This window comes from Corallococcus sp. AB011P (genome assembly GCF_003611605.1).
Classification (GTDB): Bacteria; Myxococcota; Myxococcia; order Myxococcales; family Myxococcaceae; genus Corallococcus; species Corallococcus coralloides.
Genome location: NZ_RAVX01000009.1, coordinates 89,019 through 103,546 on the forward strand (window position 1 = coordinate 89,019; position 14,528 = coordinate 103,546).

A 14,528-nucleotide genomic window follows, 5' to 3' on the forward strand; every position below is an offset into this window, starting at 1 on the left:
GCATTCCGGCCGCGGACGCGCGGGTCCAGTACGTGGGCCGGACGTACCGCTCCAGCACCGGGGTCGTCTTCTCCCATCCGGGCGTGACGGTTCGCGCGCGCTTCCAGGGGGACGGACGCCGTGCGGATGCGGCTCGACGACGCGGGCCAGGGCGGAGACGTGGGGACCAACCACTTCGACGTGGTGGTGGACGGGGCACCTCCCAAGCTGCTCGCGGTGCATCCCGGTCAGGGCAGCTACCTGCTCGCCAGTGGACTCCCCGTGGGCCTGCACACAGTGGAGCTCTTCAAGCGCACCGAGTCCCTGGTGGGTGCCAGCACGCTCCTGGCGCTGGAGGTGCAGGGTGAGTTCCGGGAACCGCCCCCGCAGCACACGGGGCTCAAGCTGGAGTTCATTGGCGACTCCATCACCTGCGGCTACGGCACCGACGTCACCTTCGTTCCGGAGACGTCCTCCTCCAAGGTGCCCACCTTCACGTCGAAGCACCAGAATCCCAGACGCGGCTACGGCTGGCTCACGGCCCAGGCATTGGGCGCGGAGGCCACGTTCGTCTGCTATTCGGGGCACGGCGTGTACCGCAACCTGGACCTGTCCACGTCCGGGTTGATCCCCGCCATCTACGAGCGCGCCGTCCCGGACCACCCCGCCGCCTGGGACTTCTCCAACGGTTCGCCGGATGTGATTGTCCTCAACGCCGGCACCAATGACACGTTCGCGGGCGCGGGCACCGCCGCGTTCCTCCCGGACGAAGCGGCGTTCAAGTCCGCCTACCGGTCCTTCCTCGAACGGCTCCGTGCGCTGCATCCCCGCGCGCACATCGTCTGCACGCTGGGCAGCATGACGGATGGCTTCAAGAGGAAGGAACAGCAGGGCGTGGTGACGTCCGTGCACGTCGGCGATTGGATTTCCCAGCTCGTGGCGGAGCGACAGCGCCTGGGCGACGCCCGGGTCCACCGCCACGTGATGGCCATGCAGAACCCCTTCGCTGACGGCGTCGGCGAGGACTGGCATCCCTCCGCCGCCACGCACCAGAAGATGGCGGAGTCGCTGAGCCGGTTCATCCAGGACGTCGTGCGCCCCTGAGCCAGGGCCCGCGAATCCAATCCCTCATCACGTTCTGACGGGCAAAGGCACGAGGGAGCCATCCCCCGGCATGCCGGCCTGTGATTGCCGTACGCGCGGTGCGTGGCGAAGGTTGCGTGGAACGCGAGGAGGCCTTCAAGCACCACCGAGGCCGCCCCTCCCTCATCACCGGGACAGGCAGGCGCCTCCTTCCCCAAGGCACGTATGAGTCCACTCTTCATCCTCTTCGCGGCCATGGCCCAGACACCCACGCCTCCTTCCGAAGCGGCGGATGCCTCCTCACCGGCCTCCGTCGCGGCAGCAGCAGACGAGGACGAGGACGAGGACGAGGACGAGGAGGAAGGGCCCTGGACGGGCTCGGCCGGGCTCGGCGCCTCCTTCTTCGCCGGCAACGCCCGCACCTTCACCATCACGGGCGATGCCCTGGCGGAGTACGAGTCGCCGGTGTGGGCGCTCACCCTGGAGGCGGATGGCGCCTATGGAAACGCGGCCACCGAGGACGAGGAGGAGCGGGAGGTCACGGCCCTGACGCTCGGCGGCTGGGCGCGCGGCGACTACCGCTTCACGCGCCTGCTCAGCGCCTACACCTTCCTGGGCGTGGAGACGGACCACCCCGCCAGCCTGGAGCTGCGCACCGAGGTGGAGCTGGGAGCCGGCTTCACGCTCCTGGAGCGCAAGAAGAAGTCGAAGGAACTCTTCCTGCGCACGTACCTGGGCGCGGGCTACACCAAGGACCGCCGGTTCCAGTACACCCCCACGCGCGAGAACCTGCCGGATGTGACGCAGTGGTCGCCCGCGGTGGGCCTGGCGTTCCGCTATGACATCAACGAGAACGTGTACCTGCGCGAGGACGCCGTGCTGCTGCCGGACATCTTCGGCGACACGCGCATCCTGCTGGACTCCACCACGAAGCTGTCCGTGGACCTGACGGACCGCTTCGCGCTCACCACGTACTTCGAACTGCAACACGACAGCGCACCCGCGGCGGGCAAGGTCCGGACGGATACCTCGCTCTCCGTGGGGGCCGAGCTGGAGCTCTGAGGGATTGGAAAGGAGCAGCACTCCCATGGCCAAAGCGGCTCATTTCGACGACGTCCAGGTCCCAGGCGAGACAAAGAACAAACAGCGCACGCCGCCGAAGAAGAAGGGCATGGAGCGGGTGCTCGACGCCATCGAGCGGGTGGGCAACAAGGTCCCCCACCCCGCGGTCATCTTCGTCGCGCTGATTGCCATCGTGATGGTGCTCTCCCACCTCTTCTACAGGCTGGGGGCCAGCGTCACCTACGAGACCATCAACCCGGACACGCACCAACTGGAGGAGACGACCACCGCCGCGAAGAGCCTGCTGACGGGAGAGGGCCTGCGCTTCATGTTCGCGGGCGTCGTCCAGCACTTCATGGACTTCAACGCGGTGGGCGTCATCATCGTCGCCATGCTGGGCGTGGGCGTCGCGGACGCGGCGGGCCTGGTGGGCGCGCTCATCCGCAAGCTGGTGGCGGTCGCTCCGGCCCGGCTCCTCACGTACATCCTGGTGTTCGTGGGCATCCTGTCGAGCATCGCCGCGGATGCCGGCTACCTGGTGCTGATTCCCCTGGCGGCGGCCGCCTACCTCACCGTGGGCAGGCATCCCCTGGCGGGACTGGCGGCCTCGTTCGCCGGTGTCGCCGCGGTCTTCACCGTCAACATCCTGATCAAACCGCTGGACGGCATCCTGACGGAGATCACCAACGACGCCATCCACATCATGGCGCCGGACCGCTCCATCGACCTGACGGCGAACTTCTGGTTCTCCGTCGCGTCGGTGGTGATGCTGACCGTCATCGTGTCGCTCATCAGCGACAAGATCATCGAACCCCGGCTGGGTGCGTACCAGGGGGAGAAGCCGGCCACGACGGGCGCGAAGCTATCCCCGGAGGAGTCGCGGGGGTTGAAGTTCGCGTTCTGGGGGCTCGTGGGCGTGCTGGTGTTCTTCGGCCTGCTGGCGCTGCCCCCGGGGGCTCCGCTGCGCAATCCGGAGACGGGCGCGCTCATTGGAGACTCGCCGTTCATGAACGGCCTCATCGTCGCCATCACCGTGCTGTTCCTGGTGACGGGGGCCGCCTACGGCGTCGGCGCTGGGACGATGAAGAACAGCGTGGACGTCATCAAGGCCATGGAGAAGGCGGTCGCCGGGCTGGGCGGCCTCATCTTCCTCTTGTTCATCATCAGCCAGTTCATCGCCCTGTTCACCTACACGAACATGGCGACCATCGCGGCCGTGAAGGTGGGTGATGCCCTGGAGCACGCGGGCCTGGGGGCGCTGCCGCTGCTCGTCGGGTTCGTGCTGGTGGTCGCCGTCCTGGACCTCATCATGACGGGCGCCATTCCGAAGTGGGCCATCTTCGCGCCGGTGTTCGTGCCGCTCTTGATGCGGCTGAACGTGGCCCCGGAGGCCGTGCTCGCCGCGTACCGCGTGGGTGACGGTCCGTTCAACGCCATCTCACCGCTGAACGCCTACTTCGCGCTCATCGTCACCTTCGCGCAGAAGTACCAGAAGGACGCGGGCGTGGGGACGGTGGTGGCCTTGATGCTGCCGTACGTCATCGTGGTCTTCGCCGTGTGGATTGCCCTGCTGGTAGCGTGGCAGGTGCTGGGACTGCCCTGGGGTCTCGGGTAGGCGGCTCGGGAGACACAACCATGTCGAGGGTCCACCTTCTGGCCACGGGCGGAACCATCGCGGGGAGGGCCGGCTCCGGCGTGGAGCCGGGCTACCGCGCGGGCGAGGTCGCCGTGGAGTCGCTCATCGACGCCGTCCCCGGCCTGCGCGCCCTGGCAACGCTCCGGGGCGAGCAGGTGGCCCAGGTGGGCAGCCAGGACATGGACGACGGCCTCTGGCTACGGCTGGCGGCCCGGGTGAACGCGCTCTTCGCTGGCGACGAGGCCGACGGCATCGTCATCACGCACGGCACGGACACGGTGGAGGAGACGGGCTACTTCCTCCACCTGGTGGTGCGGAGCGCGCGGCCGGTGGTGCTCACCGGCGCCATGCGGCCCGCCACGTCGCTCAGCCCGGACGGGCCGCTGAACCTCTACAACGCGGTCGCCGTGGCCGCCGACCCGGAGGCCCACGGCCGGGGCGCCATCGTCGTCCTCAACGACGACCTGCACTGCGCGCGCGACGTGACGAAGTCGAGCACCACGGACGTGCAGACCTTCATCTCACCGGGGCCGGGCCTGCTGGGCACCGCGCGGTACGGGCGCATCCGCTACTTCCGCCAGCCCACGCACCGGCACTCCGCCGCGTCCGGGTTCTCCGTGGACGGGCTCGAACGCCTGCCCCGGGTCGACATCCTCTATGCCCATGCCCACATGCCGCCGGACCTGGTGCGCGCCAGCGTCGCGAACGGGGCGCGCGGCATCATCGTGGCGGGGATGGGCAACGGCAACGTCTCCACGGAAGCCGCGGGCGCGCTCTCGGAAGCGGCGGAGGCGGGCGTCGTCGTCGTGCGCAGCACGCGGGTGGTGAGCGGCGACGTGGGCCGGAACATTGAAATGGACGACGACACCCTGGGCTTCGTCGCCGCGGACCAGCTCAACCCGCAGAAGAGCCGCGTGCTCTTGCAGCTCTGTCTGGCGCGGGGAATGGATCGCCTCGCGGTACAGGAGGCGTTCTACCGACACTAGGGCGCTCGACGCTCAGCGCCGCGAGTCGCGCTGGGTCTGGGTCCGGCGGCCCCGGGTCGAGGCATGGACCTGACGCTTGAGGGCGGGAAAGCGCTCCTGCTTCAGGGCCCCTCCCTGCTTCTTGCGGGACGCCTGCTTCGAGGCGGGGGCCTTCGCGGTGCGGCCGGCGGCGCGTGTCCGGCGCGCGGGCTTGCGTCCTCCCGTCGCCGCGCGCGTCGTCCTCCGGGGGGCCGGACGGCTCGCGGCGCGGGTGCGGACCTGCGCCTTGCGCTCGAGCAGGGCGAGCCGCTTCTCGAAGCGCTCCAGGGTGACGGCGAAGTACTCGGCCTTGCGGAGGGTGTTGCGGTTGCCCTCGGCGCGGCGGGAGCGGGAGGGCACCTCCTTGCGGAGCGCCTCCCTGCGCTGCCGCTGCGCTGCGTCCTGGTACTTCTCCATCAGGCGGCGCGCTCGCAGGATGCGTCCGCGCAGCTCTCGTGGCGAGAGCTCCGCCAGGTTGCGTGGGGCGCTGGACAGGACGAGCTGGGCTTCGCGCTCGGTGAGCAGTGACATCCGCTTCGACGGCAGTGTGCGCATGGGCTTCCCCTTCATGGGATTGCGTGGCGGAACATCCACACCTTCCATCCGCCGGCAAACCGCTCCCGGAGGCAGGGGCGAGTGACCTTCTGGATGTTGCACCCTCCCGCCGCCGTGCCCAGTTCCTCCATCAGGAGGCTTCCATGTTGACCTCGTTTCATTCACGCGCGCAGGCCGAGTTCCACCCCGCTCCCTCCATCGAATCCCCGGAGGAGACGAAGCTCGCCGTAGCGGCCACCGTGCCCACCGACGCCGGTTGTGTCGGCACGTTCGTGGGAGCGGACGAAGAGGTGAAGGCTCCCGGACTCGACCGCGCGTTCCTGAAGGCGGCGGGCTTCGAGGGCAAGGCCGGTCAGACGCTGCTCATTCCCCGCAAGGAGGGCCCACCCCTGGTCGCCGTCGGCCTGGGGGCGCGAGCACAGCTGGATGCAGGCAAGCTCCGGGATGCCGCCGCCGCGTTCGCGCGGGCCGTGGGCCAGCAGAAGCGTGTGGCGCTCCAGGTCCCGGACACCGGGAGCGTGCCGGTGGACCTCGCCGCGCAGGCCCTGACCGAAGGCGTCCTGCTCGCCCGCTACCGCTACCGGCCCTACAAGCGGCAGTCGGAGCAGGAACCGCCGCTGGAGACCCTGACGCTCGTCTCGGGTTCGAAAAACACCGAGGAGGTGGAGCAGGGAGTGATGCGCGGAGGCATCCACTCCCGCGCCACGGCGTTCGCGCGCGACCTCGCCAATTCCCCCGCCACCCTGCTGACCGCCGCTCGCATGGCGGAGGTGGCCGAGTCCCTGGCCAAACGCTGCGGCCTGGAGGTCGAGGTCTTCGACGGAGAGGCATTGGCCAACCTCGGCTGCGGAGGCCTGCTGGGCGTCAACGCCGGCAGCACGGAGCCGCCGCGGATGATCAAGCTGACGTACACGCCCAAAGGCAGCCGGGGAGAAGCCGTCCAGCCCGTGGGCCGGATCTCGCTGGTCGGCAAGGGCATCATGTTCGACTCGGGCGGCCTGGGCCTGAAGCCGAACGACCTGGTCCACGCCACCATGAAGGGCGACATGTCCGGCGCGGGCGCCATCCTCGCGGCGATGACGACGCTGAAGTCCCTGGGCTGCAGGACGGCGGTGACGGCGTACCTGATGTGCACCGACAACATGCCCTCCGGCACCGCCATGAAGCTGGGGGACGTGCTGACGGTCCGCGGCGGCAAGACGGTGGAGGTCATCAACACCGACGCGGAGGGCCGCCTGGTGATGTCGGACGCGCTCGTCCTGGCCACCGAACAGTCGCCCCGCCCCGACGCCATCGTGGACCTCGCCACGCTCACCGGGGCGTGTCAGCGCGCGCTGGGCGTGCTCAGCGCGGGGGTCATGGGCAACGACCAGCCCCTGGTGGAGCAGGTGAAGGAGTCGGGGGAGCGCACCGGCGACACCGTGTGGCAGCTCCCGCTGGACCGGCGCCTGCGGCAGGAATTGGAGTCGGAGGTGGCGGACATGAAGAACGTGGGCGGAGACAACGCCGGAGCCATCACCGCGGGCCTCTTCCTTGAGGAGTTCGTGGACGGGCTGCCCTGGGCGCACATCGACATGGCGGGGACCGCGCGGGCCGAGCGTGACCACGCGTGGCGCAGCAAGGGCGCCACGGGCTACGGCACCCGCCTGCTCATCGACTTCCTCGTGGGCTTCAAGCCCACCCGCGAAACCCGCCACTGAAAGCCCGCGCTTTCAGTCCGGGAGCCAGTCCGCGCGTCCCCGTTCGACGCGCGTCCGGCGCTCGCCCTGGAAGGAGGCCTGGACGCGCTCCGCCTGGGCGAGCAGGCGGTGGAAGCGATCCTTCTCCGTGGAGCCCTGGACGTCCGCGAGCACGCGAGCGAAGAGCGCGTGCGCCGCGGCGCGGTCCTGTGCGTCGCGCGCGAGCAGGCCCACGGTGAGGGCGATCTGGAGCACCTCCTCCAGCACCTCCGGGTCGCCCCCCGCGTAATGGAGCGGGCCATCCACGGCGAGGAAGAGGTAGTCGCGCAGCCGCATGGCCACCAGTGACACGCGCGCCCGGCCATCCGGGTCGACGACGTTCCAGTCCCCCAGGGGCAGGCCCGCCAGCCGGCGCATCACGGAACGGATTTGATGGAGCGCCTGCCGGGCCGTGTACGGGTCGTTCGCGGACGAGGACAGGGCCCGGTTCGCGACGTCGACGAGGATGCGCAGCCCCAGGGCGGGGTCGCAGTCTGGCTCGCGCGCCGACTGGATGCTCAGCGTGGCGGCGAGGTCGTTGAGCACGTGGGCGTCCACGGGCCCCCCTCCGTCCGCCACCACCCAGCCGATGACGTCCTCCTGGTCGATGTACTCGCCCACGGTGATGCAGATGCGGACCCGCACGCCCCACTTCCGGGCGTGCCGAGTGAGGTCCTGGAGGTCGACGTCCGCGAGGTAGCCCGACGATGCAGCCAGGAGCGAGGTGGCATCCGCCGGCAGCCGCAGGACCGCCGCGGGGTCCAGTGGGAGCCGCTTCAGGCGGGCCTGGATGCGGCGCTCCGTCGCGGAGACAATCAGGTCCTGCACGAGCCCGAGCACGCGCTCCACCCGCAGGAAGCGGAAGGTGCGGGCCAGGAAGACGATGAGCACGCAGAGCGCCACCAGCACCAGGATGATGGCTCCCGACAGGACGGGCCGGGGCCTGACGCCGGCGTCCTCGATGACACCCAGCTCCCGGATGGCCGTGAGGATGTAGCTGATGGAGAGGGCGAAGAAGGGAATGGCGCGGCGGAGCGGCGCGCTCTTCAAGTAGATGGGGACCAGCCGTGACGAATACTGGTTCGCCGCGGACTGGATGACCGGCGCGTTCAGGGACAGGACGATGGTGAGGATGGTGATCTGCAACCCGAGCAGCGCCCCCAGGGCGCCCCGGGTGTCGTCGACGTCCCCGGGCCAGGCATGCCCGAACAGCGCTGGCGCGGTGTCCGTCTGCACGCGGGCGAGCGCGATGCCGAGCGCGCCCCCGACGACGACCAGACCGCCCAGGACCAGCCAGGGGGGATCGCGGAGGAACCTGCGCAGGCGGCGGATGGACATTCGGACCTCGCGCTGAAGGGGCCGCCTGGTGCTAGCCCTCTTCCTCCCGGGCCTCCACCGCCTGGCCCCGGGTCAACCGCTCCGGCGAGAGCAGCTCGGCCAGCTGTTCGCGCGTCAAGAGCCCGGCGGACACCACCAGGTCCGCGATGCTGGCGTTCGTGGCCAGGGCCTCCCTCGCCAGCCGCGCCGCTGGCGCGTAGCCGATGTGCGGCATGAGGGCGGTGATGACGCCCACGAAGGACTCGACCTGGCGCGCGAGCCGCTCCTTGTTGGCGGTGATGCCCCGCACGCAGTTCACGCGCAGCGTCGCCATGGCGGCGGTCATGTACTTGAGGTTTTCGAACAGCACGTGGGCCATGACCGGCCCGAAGGCGTTGAGCTGGAGCTGCCCCGCCTCGGCGGCCATGGTCAGCGTCACGTCTCCCCCGGCGACCACGAACGCCACTTCGTTCACGACCTCCGGGATGACCGGGTTCACCTTGCCCGGCATGATGCTGGAGCCCGCCTGCATGGGCGGCAGGTTGATTTCGTTGAAGCCTGCCTGCGGGCCAGAGCCGAGCAGCCGCAGGTCGTTGCAGATCTTCGACAGCTTCATCGCGGTGCGCTTGAGGGTGCCGGACACCTCCATGAAGACGCCCACGTCGGTGGTCGCTTCAATCAGGTCCGGCGCGGTGACGATGGGGCGCCCGGTGATGTCCGCCAGGTGCGCTCGCGCGGCCTCCGCGAAGCGCGGGTCCGCGGCGATGCCCGTTCCAATCGCCGTCGCCCCCAGGTTGATCTCCCCCAGGCGGCGGGTGACGTCCTTCAGGCTCGCGTGTTCCTCCGCCAGCGTGACGGCGAAGCCTTCGAACTCCTGCTGGAGCGTCATGGGCACGGCGTCCTGGAGCTGCGTCCGGCCAATCTTCACGATGCCCGCGAACTCCTGCCCCTTGTCGCGGAACGCCTGCTCCAAGAGGTGCAGCTGGGCCAGCAGGCGCTCGACGGACAGCATCAACCCGACCTTGAGCGCCGTCGGGTAGGTGTCGTTCGTGCTCTGGCTCCGGTTCACGTGGTCATTCGGGTCCAGGTGCGCGTAGTGGCCCTTGGGGTGGCCGGCCAGCTCCAGGCCCCGGTTGGCGATGACCTCGTTGAAGTTCATGTTGGTGGAGGTGCCGGCCCCGCCCTGCATGACGTCCACGACGAACTGGTCGTGCAGCCTGCCGGCCTTGATGTCCTCGCAGGCCCGGTCGATGAGCGAGGCCCGCGTCGCATCCAGCCCCCCCAGCTCCGCGTTCGCCCGCGCCGCGGCCTGCTTCACGCAGGCGTAGCCGAAGAGCAGGTCGGGATAGACGGAGATGGGGCGCCCGCTGATGGCGAAGTTGTCCAGCGCGCGGCTGACGTTGATGCCCCAGTAGGCGTCCGCCGGGAGCTGGCGGGAGCCCAGGCCGTCGGTCTCCGTCCGGGGCGATGCCCCGTCCGTCGTCAGCGTGTGGATGCTCTTCTGGAACGTCTCTTCCGCGCGTGGGTCGGCCATCGCGGGCAACGTAGGAACGCGGGAGGCCCGGTGGGACGTGCCCTCAAGGGAAGAGGGCTGTCCACCGGGCGTCCCTGGGTCTCCTACGTCACTGCACGACGGGCGCGCACTTCGCCGGGCCGAGCGTGGCCTGGAAGTAATGCGCGTAGAGGTCCGGCGCGAGCGTGAAGTTGCAGGTGTTCACCGCGTCCGGCGACAGGTTCTGGTGCTCCTGCATGTAGCGCGCGACGTAGTCCCGCACCCCGTCCGCGGAGGACCACAGCATGCGGCCTTCCTTGAACATGCTGTACCCGCCTCCGCCACCGCCGCGGTAGTTGTTCACGGCGATGCGGAAGAGCTGCTCGTCCTTCACGTCCTCGCCCTTGAAGCGCAGGTGCGTGAGCCGCGAGCCCGCGGGCTTCGTCAGGTCGTAGCCGTATTCGATGTGCGAGTAGAGGTCCCAGTTGTAGTCCGCGACGACGGGCGTGGTGGCCTTCGCGTCCGCGGGCTTCGCAGGCAGGTTCGCCGCGTCCAACTGCTTGAAGTACAGCGTGTTCATCTCCAGCGCGCGCCGGAGGATGGAGCCGGTGATCTCCATCACGTACAGCGTGTTGTCGTAGATGTAGACGCTGTAGGCGTCACGCAGGGTGACGTCCCCCTGCGGCAGCGCGACGTCATTGGAGAACAGGGCGGTCGCGGACAGGTCCACGGGGAAGCCGGCCTCCTTCGCGGCCTCCTCCTGCACGATGTTGAGCAGGTCCGACAGGGCGCTGTCCACGTAGCGGCCGGGGAAGCCGCCCGTGAAGGCCGCGGTGGTGCTGCCAATCTTCTGGTTCACGTAGGCCACCGTGGTGTCGTGGGCGGCCTGGGTGAGCTGCTTGACGTTGGCATCCTCCGCCACCGTCTCGTCCACCGCGTGGAGCTGCGAGTCGTGCGCGTCCACGCCCCAGCGCTCACCGCTCCAGGTGACGTTGAGCTGCACGTGGGCCAGGTGGCTGCCCCAGCGGTTGGGCTGCGTGAGGAGGACCTCACGGCCATCCTGCTGCTTCAACAGCATCTTCGGGATGGGCTGGTGGGTGTGGCCGGTGAGGAGCACGTCCACGTCCGCCACCTGCTGGGCAATCTGCACGGCCGGGTTCTCACCGGGGAGGTTGCCGCGGTCGGTCCACTTCGTGGCGTCCTCGTAGTCCGCGAGCCACGAGTCGGGGCTGGTCGCGCTGCCCGTCGGCTGCTTGTCCGGGCCGCCGTGGATGGCCACCACCACCACGTCCGCGCCGGCCTGCTTCATCTTCGGCACGTACGTCTTCGCGATCTCCAGCGGGTCATCGAAGCGCAAGCCGGTGATGTTGTCCTTGCGCTCCCACGTCGCCACGCCCGGCGTCACCAGTCCGAGGATGCCGACCTTCACGTCGCACACCGTGGTCATCACGTACGGGGTGAAGGCCTCGGAGCCGTCCGCGGCCTTGCGCACGTTGGCGCCCAGGAGGGGGAAGTTCGCCTCGCCCTTGAACTTGTTGAGGACGTCCTGGCCGTAGTTGAACTCGTGGTTGCCCATGGCCATGGCGGCGTAGCCCAGCTCGTTCATGGCGGCGGCCATGGGATGCTTGGACGCGTTGTCCACCTGGGCGTAGTAGGTGCCGAGCGGCGAGCCCTGGATGGTGTCACCGGTGTCGACGAGCAGCGTGCAGTCCGGGTTCTTCGCGCGCTCCTGCTTGATGAGCGTGGCCACCTTGGCGAGGCCGCGCTTCGCGTCCGGCTTCCCGGAGAAGTAGTCCCACGGGAAGATGTTGGTGTGCAGGTCGCTGGTCTGCAGCAGCGTCAGCGTGCGCGGCGACCTGTCCACCGGAGCCGGGTCGACGGGGGGATCATCGTTGGAATCACAGGCGGTCATCAGCGAGCTGGCGCCCACGAGACAGAAGGTGCCAGTGCGCAGCGCGCGCATCAGGATGGAGGAGCGGTTCAAGGGGCCTCGACCTTGTGCCATGCCGGGAGGAAATCTTCCGGAGGGGCGCGCACCCTACAGGACCCCTCTGACGTTCTGGGAATGGATGGCGCTCAATCCCCGGATGGCGGCTCCAGGTTGTCCACCACTCGGCGCAGGAGCGTCATGAACGTGGCGCGCTCGCGGTCGCTGAAGCCCGCGGTCGCCTGCTCCGCGACGTCCTCCAGCTGCTCCTTCGCCTGGGGCAGGCGCTCCCGGGCCTTGGCCGAGAGCGATATCCGGGTCGCGCGCTTGTCGTCCGGGTGCGGCTGACGCGCGATGAGCCCATCGCGCTCCATCCGCGTGAGGAGCGCGGCCATGGTGGGTTGCTCGACGTGGGCGTACTCCGCGAGCTGCTTCTGCAGGAGCGGCCCGTGCTCCTCCAGCGCGATGACCACCGGCAGGTAGGCCATCCCGAACTCGAGCGGCCGCAACCGCTGCTCGAAGTGGCGCATCAGCAACCGGGACGCATGGTTGATCCAGAAGGTCGGTACGGCTTCGGGGTCCCAGCGGGGGGCGGTCTTCGCGCTCATTGGAGGTTGCCCGAGGAGTCCTCCAACTCCTCCTCGGCGGTCGGGTAGGCGGAGACGGCCAGCGCGATTCCCTGGTCCGCGAACCACCGGACGTCGTCGGGTGGGAAGTGGATGGAGCTGGTGAAGTGCCGCGCGGTGCCGACGAACAGCCCGAAGTCCACGACGCAGGGGACGGCCTGCTGGCGCAGCTCCGCGAGCAGGGGGGCCAGCACCTCCAGTTGCCTGCGGGCGGCGGCGACGGGGCCGTGCAGCGTGCCCTCGCCGTCCTCCACCAGGGTGAGGTTGAAGCCAGAGGTGGAATGCCTTCCCTGGCGCTGCAGCTGCTCCCCCTGGAGCCAGACGGCATCCGGGTGGCAGTCCGGGAAGCGGTCCAGCACGGACGCCACATCGAACTCCGGGGCCTGGGCCCGTAGGACCGCCACCGTCATGACACCGCTCCGTTCCCCTGCTTCGACACGTCCATGGGCCCATCCTCGACTGGAGCGGATCTTTTCGCGAGTCCGTCAGGTGCGGTGTGTTGGATCGTCCAGGGGGTCGCGGACGCTCCGGCGTCCCGACCGCGGCTGCTGACCCGAGGTCTCGAACCCATCGCTCACGTCCCCCGGGCCGCGAATCCGCCCGGGTCAGATTCCGAGAAGGTCATGCAGCCGAAACTGAACCGGCTCCTGCGGGCACTTGCCCGCGAGGGGCTCGATGTTGCTTACGACGGTCGTGTCTACACGGTCCGCCTCCAGGCGGATCCCCATGCTCCCCCCGCCGAAGTCCTCCTTCCGCCGGACCTGCCGGTGGAGGGCAAGGCGCTCCAGCAGCTCGCGGCGCTCGCCGCGCTCCATCACCCCGACGGCGGCCGCGTGAAGCAGGTGCGCGCGACGCCGGACTTCCATCCGGGCGACTCCGGGGTGGCCATCGGGTCGGTGGTCCACACGGAGGGCCTGGTGGTCCCCGGCGCCGTGGGCACGGACATCAACTGCGGCATGCGCCTGCATGTCGCGGACATCCCCGTGGACGCCTTCCTCGCCCGCCGCGACGCCTTCGTCGAGCGGATGAAGGGGCACTATTTCTTCGGCACGCGGGACGTCGCCCAGGGCTCGCGCGCCCTGGAGGCGCTGCTGCGGGACGGCCTGCCCGGCTGGCTCCTGGAGACGGAAGGCCAGCCCCTGGGCATGGCGGCCCGGATGGACCTGGGCCAGCTGGGCCGGGAGTCCGGCCGCGTCCATCTGGGCGGGGCGCTGGAGGGCGACCCGGCCTGGGCGCCCACCGGGCTGCGGCGGGAGGGCGTGGTGCGTGACCCCGGCCTGGCCACCATTGGCGGAGGCAACCACTTCGTGGAGGTGCAGCGGGTGGAGGCCGTGGTGGACCGCGCGCGGGCGTGGGCCTGGGGCGTGCGGGAGGGGCAGCTCGCGTTCATGGTGCACTCCGGTTCGCGGGACATGGGCAAGCACGTGGGGCGCACCTGGCAGGAGCGGGCGCGCGCCGCGTGGCCCACGGGAGCCCCGCACCCGGCGAGCGGCATCTTCCCGCTCGCGGACCCGGCGAAGGTGCGCGAGTACCTGAAGGCGGAGGCCACGGCGGCCAACTACGCCTTCCTCAACCGGCTGCTGCTCGCGGAGCTGGTGCGGCAGACGCTGCGGGAGCTGTTCGGGGACGTGGAGGCGCCGCTCGTCTACGACGTGCCCCACAACATCACCCTGCCCTGGGAGGGCGGCTGGCTGGCGCGCAAGGGGGCCTGCCCGGCGGAAGAGGACCAGCCGGTCATCATCCCCGGCTCCATGGGCGCCACGTCCTACCTGATGCGGGGCCTGGGCAACACGAAGGCCCTGGCGTCGGCCTCGCATGGGGCGGGGCGGGCGCACTCGCGCTTCTCCATGTCACGGGGCGGCGCGAAGCACCGGGAGGAGGACCTGGGGCTGACGGGGGTGGACTGCATCGCGCTCAGGGCCGAGCGCCGCATCGAGGAGGCCCCCGCCGCCTACAAGCCCATTGGCCCGGTGGTGGCCTCCCAGGTGGACGCCGACATCGTCCGGGAGGTGGCCCGGCTGCGGCCCTTGATGACGTTCAAGGCGTGAGCGGAAGGCCCGGGGGTGACGCAGGGCGTCTGGATTCGTGGATCCAGATGCCCTGGCGATTGGCTCGCGCGCCAATGGCTG

12 protein-coding genes are annotated in these 14,528 nt (G+C 69.8%); 6 read left to right on the forward strand and 6 right to left on the reverse strand.

Annotation, left to right across the window (positions count from 1 at the left end; translation table 11 throughout):
• Positions 1 to 126: 126 nt before the first annotated feature.
• The 4 genes from D7X30_RS23005 to D7X30_RS23020 all read left to right on the forward strand — a co-directional run bounded on the left by D7X30_RS23005 (position 127) and on the right by D7X30_RS23020 (position 4,746).
• On the forward strand, positions 127 to 1,083 hold the full coding sequence (locus D7X30_RS23005; RefSeq protein WP_233591742.1) for an SGNH/GDSL hydrolase family protein: 957 nt from the start codon (positions 127 to 129) through the stop codon (positions 1,081 to 1,083).
• 204 nt (positions 1,084 to 1,287) lie between these two features.
• Positions 1,288 to 2,124: a YdiY family protein gene (locus D7X30_RS23010; protein WP_120565090.1), complete on the forward strand. Its 837-nt coding sequence runs from the start codon at positions 1,288 to 1,290 to the stop codon at positions 2,122 to 2,124.
• A 25-nt stretch (positions 2,125 to 2,149) separates the two neighbouring features.
• Positions 2,150 to 3,739, forward strand: coding sequence for an AbgT family transporter (locus D7X30_RS23015; protein ID WP_120565091.1), 1,590 nt, complete (start codon positions 2,150 to 2,152; stop codon positions 3,737 to 3,739).
• On the forward strand, positions 3,703 to 4,746 hold the full coding sequence (locus D7X30_RS23020) for a type II asparaginase (protein WP_255424214.1): 1,044 nt from the start codon (positions 3,703 to 3,705) through the stop codon (positions 4,744 to 4,746). The genes D7X30_RS23015 and D7X30_RS23020 overlap by 37 nt, the downstream gene beginning before the upstream one ends.
• 12 nt (positions 4,747 to 4,758) lie before the next feature.
• On the opposite strand, the gene D7X30_RS23025 is transcribed toward D7X30_RS23020, so the two are convergent.
• Positions 4,759 to 5,319, reverse strand: a complete 561-nt coding sequence (locus D7X30_RS23025) for a hypothetical protein (protein ID WP_120565267.1) — start codon at positions 5,317 to 5,319, stop codon at positions 4,759 to 4,761.
• A 143-nt stretch (positions 5,320 to 5,462) separates the two neighbouring features.
• Between D7X30_RS23025 and D7X30_RS23030 the strand changes: the two genes are divergently transcribed.
• Positions 5,463 to 7,019, forward strand: a complete 1,557-nt coding sequence (locus D7X30_RS23030) for a leucyl aminopeptidase (protein ID WP_120565093.1) — start codon at positions 5,463 to 5,465, stop codon at positions 7,017 to 7,019.
• Between the two features lie 12 nt (positions 7,020 to 7,031).
• Here D7X30_RS23030 and D7X30_RS23035 read toward each other — a convergent pair whose 3' ends face one another.
• From D7X30_RS23035 to D7X30_RS23055, 5 genes are all read right to left on the reverse strand, one after another.
• Positions 7,032 to 8,375 carry a DUF2254 domain-containing protein gene (locus D7X30_RS23035; protein ID WP_120565094.1) on the reverse strand — a complete coding sequence of 448 codons (1,344 nt, stop codon included), beginning with the start codon at positions 8,373 to 8,375 and terminating at the stop codon, positions 7,032 to 7,034.
• Positions 8,376 to 8,406: 31 nt separating this feature from the next.
• The gene (locus D7X30_RS23040; RefSeq protein ID WP_199724507.1) at positions 8,407 to 9,888 is read right to left on the reverse strand and encodes an aspartate ammonia-lyase; all 1,482 of its coding nucleotides are present in this window, start codon (positions 9,886 to 9,888) and stop codon (positions 8,407 to 8,409) included.
• Positions 9,889 to 9,976: 88 nt separating this feature from the next.
• Complete coding sequence (locus D7X30_RS23045; protein ID WP_199724509.1) at positions 9,977 to 11,851, reverse strand: bifunctional UDP-sugar hydrolase/5'-nucleotidase; 1,875 nt, start codon at positions 11,849 to 11,851, stop codon at positions 9,977 to 9,979.
• Between the two features lie 71 nt (positions 11,852 to 11,922).
• Entirely contained in the window at positions 11,923 to 12,381 is a 459-nt protein-coding gene (locus D7X30_RS23050) for a MarR family winged helix-turn-helix transcriptional regulator (RefSeq protein ID WP_120565095.1), read from the reverse strand.
• The gene (locus D7X30_RS23055) at positions 12,378 to 12,809 is read right to left on the reverse strand and encodes a hypothetical protein (protein WP_120565096.1); all 432 of its coding nucleotides are present in this window, start codon (positions 12,807 to 12,809) and stop codon (positions 12,378 to 12,380) included. Before D7X30_RS23055 ends, D7X30_RS23050 begins: the two co-directional genes overlap by 4 nt.
• A 213-nt stretch (positions 12,810 to 13,022) precedes the next feature.
• Here D7X30_RS23055 and D7X30_RS23060 point away from each other — a divergent pair, with 213 nt between their 5' ends.
• Positions 13,023 to 14,447 carry an RtcB family protein gene (locus D7X30_RS23060; protein WP_120565097.1) on the forward strand — a complete coding sequence of 475 codons (1,425 nt, stop codon included), beginning with the start codon at positions 13,023 to 13,025 and terminating at the stop codon, positions 14,445 to 14,447.
• Positions 14,448 to 14,528 lie beyond the last annotated feature (81 nt).